Origin of the sequence: Flavobacterium sp. (assembly GCF_031363805.1) — a bacterium.
Lineage (GTDB): Bacteria > Bacteroidota > Bacteroidia > Flavobacteriales > Flavobacteriaceae > Flavobacterium.
Genome location: NZ_JANLVD010000032.1, coordinates 1 through 3,962 on the forward strand (window position 1 = coordinate 1; position 3,962 = coordinate 3,962).

Sequence of the window (3,962 nt, forward strand, 5' to 3'; positions counted from 1 at the left end):
AATTTCGCGTGACGAAGGCGTTCATTGCGATTTCGCAGTGCATTTGCACAACCACCATTTGGTCAACAAAGTGCCAAAAGCAAGAATTAGAGAAATCATTATCGATGCTTTAAAAATTGAAAGAGAATTTATTACAGAATCATTGCCAGTTTCATTAATTGGTATGAATGCTGGATTAATGACACAGTATTTAGAATTTGTTGCCGATAGATTACTGGTAGAATTAGGATGTGATAGAAAATACAATACCGCAAATCCGTTTGATTTTATGGATATGATTTCTCTGCAGGGAAAAACCAATTTCTTCGAGAAAAAAGTAGCCGAATACCAAAAAGCGGGTGTTATGAACACCGATAGTGAAGCTCAGAAAATTACATTTGACGCGGATTTTTAAATAAAGTTTAGCGAAGTCTCCGATTTCGTTATTGTCATTGCTAAAAGTTCAGCGAAGTCTCTGACTTCGTGATGGTGAGTAGCGGTCTCCGACCGCATAATATAACAAAGATTATATTCTAAAAGAAGACCAAAGATTTTCAAACATTTGCATGAACTCGGAGACTTTAAAGAACTAGAAATTATTTATGAATGAAAACGGATACCAAATAAATGACCAAACAAAAGCTCATTTTATTACTTCGACAGTGATTGATTGGGTAGATGTTTTTTCAAGAAAAGTTTATAAAGATATTGTTATTGAGAGTTTAGATTATTGCATTAAAAATAAAGGAATGATTTTATACGGATATGTAATTATGTCCAATCACATTCACATGATTGTTCAATCAGAAAACAGAAAATTATCAGATTTAATAAGAGATTTCAAGAAGTTTACAGCTAGAAAAATTTTAGACACAATAGAAGAATCAGAAATCGAAAGCAGAAAAGACTGGATGTTAAAAAGATTTGAATTTGCTTGCAGAAGCCATTCGAGAAATGAGAAATATCAGTTTTGGCAGTATGGCAATCATCCAGAAGAAATTTACACAGAAAAATTTCTTTGGCAAAAACTAGATTACATTCATCTGAATCCAGTTAGAGCAGGTATTGTAGATAATGCGTCTCATTATTTGCATTCAAGTGCTAGCAATTACGTAAATGACAATGGTTTATTAGAAATTCAAAAAGCAGACAATCCTGTGATTGATGTTTTGAATCCAAGATTGTTTAGTAATGGATTTAGTTGGTAATGTTGAGCGAAGTCTCCGACTTCGTGATTGTTTCAAGCGGTCTTCGACCGCCTAAAACATAAAGAATATTATACATAGAAGGTCAGAGACCTTCAAACACCTCCACGAAGTCGGAGACTTCGCGGAACCAAAAACAAAGATTACAAATAACCCCGAAATAGCGAAGGGATTTTCTATTTCACTAAAGCAACAAAAATTATGTACGTAGTAAAAAGAGATGGCCACAAAGAGCCAGTAATGTTTGACAAAATCACAGATAGAATCAAAAAACTGTGTTACGGATTAAACGATTTGGTCGATGCTGTAAAAGTAGCCATGCGAGTAATTGAAGGATTGTACGATGGTGTAACAACCTCAGAATTGGACAATCTTGCCGCAGAAACCGCCGCTTCCATGACAATTGCGCATCCAGATTATGCACAATTGGCAGCTAGAATAGCCATTTCAAATTTGCATTCCAATACCAAAAAATCTTTCTCGGAAACCATGAAGGAAATGTACCATTATGTAAACCCGAGAAACGGACAAGAAGCACCGCTTTTGTCTGAAGAAGTACACAAAGTAATACAAGAAAATGCTGAATTTTTAGATTCACACATTATATACAACAGAGATTTTAATTACGATTATTTTGGATTCAAAACCCTTGAACGTTCTTATTTATTAAAAATAAACGGTAAAATTGTGGAGCGTCCGCAGCACATGTTGATGAGGGTTTCGGTTGGAATTCACTTAGACGATTTAAAATCGGTTATAGAAACCTATGACTTAATGTCGAAAAAATTCTTTACACACGCCACACCAACCTTGTTTAATGCTGGAACGCCAAAACCACAAATGTCATCATGCTTTTTATTAGCGATGCAAGACGATAGCATCGATGGTATTTATGACACTTTGAAACAAACGGCAAAAATATCGCAATCTGCGGGCGGAATTGGATTGTCTATTCACAATGTTCGCGCCACAGGAAGTTACATTCGTGGAACTAACGGAACATCGAACGGAATTGTGCCAATGCTACGAGTTTTCAATGATACCGCGCGTTATGTTGACCAAGGAGGCGGAAAACGAAAAGGAAGTTTTGCAATTTACATTGAAACCTGGCATGCTGACATTTTTGATTTCTTGGACTTAAAAAAGAACACTGGAAAAGAAGAAATGCGTGCTAGAGATTTGTTTTTTGCCATGTGGACTTCAGATTTGTTCATGAAACGTGTGGAAGAAAATGGAAATTGGACCTTAATGTGTCCAAATGAATGTCCAGGATTGTATGATGTTCATGGCGAAGAATTCGAGAAAATGTATACCGATTATGAAAAAGCCGGAAAAGGTAGAAAAACAATCAAAGCGCACGAATTGTGGGAAAAAATTCTAGAATCGCAAATAGAAACTGGAACACCATATATGTTGTACAAAGATGCAGCCAACAGAAAATCGAATCAAAAAAATCTAGGAACCATTCGTTCATCGAACTTGTGTACCGAAATCATGGAATTTACTTCGAAAGATGAAATTGCGGTTTGTAACTTAGCATCATTGTCATTGCCAATGTTTGTCGAAAACGGAAAATTCAACCACGATATGTTGTTTACTGTGACCAAGCGTGTAACCAGAAACTTGAATAAAGTAATCGATAGAAATTATTATCCAGTTATTGAAGGCGAAAATTCAAACAAACGCCACCGTCCAATTGGATTAGGTGTGCAAGGTTTGGCCGATGCTTTTATTATGTTGCGTTTGCCATTTACAAGTGATGAAGCCAAAACATTGAATCAAGAAATCTTTGAAACACTTTATTTTGCAGCGGTAACTGCATCGATGGAATTGGCTAAAGAAGAAGGACCATATTCCAGCTTTAAAGGTTCGCCAATTTCGGAAGGAAAATTCCAGCACAATCTTTGGAATATCAAAGATGAGGAACTTTCTGGTCGTTGGGATTGGGCAGCTTTGAGAAAAGAAGTTTTAGAACACGGCGTTCGTAATTCGCTTTTGGTAGCACCAATGCCAACGGCTTCAACATCGCAAATTTTAGGAAATAACGAAGCATTTGAACCATATACTTCCAATATTTATACCAGACGTGTTTTATCGGGTGAGTTTATTGTAGTCAACAAACATTTACTGGAAGATTTGGTAAAACGCAATTTGTGGACAGAAGATTTGAAACAAGAGTTAATGCGTCACAATGGTTCGGTACAAAACCTTGATATTCCAGAAGATTTGAAAGAGTTGTACAAAACAGTTTGGGAAATGTCTATGAAAGATATTATCGATATGTCGCGTCACCGTGGTTATTTTGTCGATCAATCGCAGTCGTTGAACTTATTTATGCAAGATGCCAATTACTCAAAACTAACGTCAATGCATTTTTATGCCTGGAAATCGGGTTTGAAAACTGGAATGTATTATTTGAGAACAAAAGCAGCTGTCGATGCCATCAAGTTTACGTTGAACAACGACAAAAAAGCAGAGCCAATAGAAGTAAAAGAACAACCTATTTTGGTTGCAGCCGAAGTTGAAAATATTGCAATGTCAGCCGACGAATACAAAGCCATGATTGAATTGGCAAAAAATGCTGGTTTGGAAGATTGTGAGATGTGTGGATCGTAATTAATTAAAAATTAAGAATTAAAAATTATCGAGTTACATACATAAAAAACAATTATATTTACAGTAAAATATAGTAGATGGAAGCAATATTTAGGGGGGAGAATATTTTAGAGTTCATAAAAGCCTTTCCAGATGACAATAAATGTAGAGAAGTTATAGCAA

The 3,962-nt window shown here is 35.8% G+C and carries 3 protein-coding genes; all 3 read left to right on the forward strand.

What is annotated here, in order from left to right; genetic code table 11:
• Positions 1 to 394, forward strand: a 394-nt coding sequence (locus RMN92_RS02040; protein WP_309607798.1) for a ribonucleotide-diphosphate reductase subunit beta, incomplete at its 5' end; no start/stop codon positions are given.
• A 187-nt stretch (positions 395 to 581) separates the two neighbouring features.
• Positions 582 to 1,187 (forward strand): REP-associated tyrosine transposase, encoded by a 606-nt coding sequence (locus RMN92_RS02045; protein ID WP_309607799.1) that lies wholly within the window; start codon positions 582 to 584, stop codon positions 1,185 to 1,187.
• Positions 1,188 to 1,385: 198 nt separating this feature from the next.
• Positions 1,386 to 3,800 (forward strand): ribonucleoside-diphosphate reductase subunit alpha, encoded by a 2,415-nt coding sequence (locus RMN92_RS02050; protein ID WP_309607800.1) that lies wholly within the window; start codon positions 1,386 to 1,388, stop codon positions 3,798 to 3,800.
• Positions 3,801 to 3,962 lie beyond the last annotated feature (162 nt).

Bases quoted from the DNA above. Each gene is read 5' to 3' on its own strand.
- RMN92_RS02045 (WP_309607799.1), top strand. From the start codon at position 582: ATGAATGAAAACGGATACCAAATAAATGACCAAACAAAAGCTCATTTT.
- RMN92_RS02050 (WP_309607800.1), top strand. From the start codon at position 1,386: ATGTACGTAGTAAAAAGAGATGGCCACAAAGAGCCAGTAATGTTTGAC.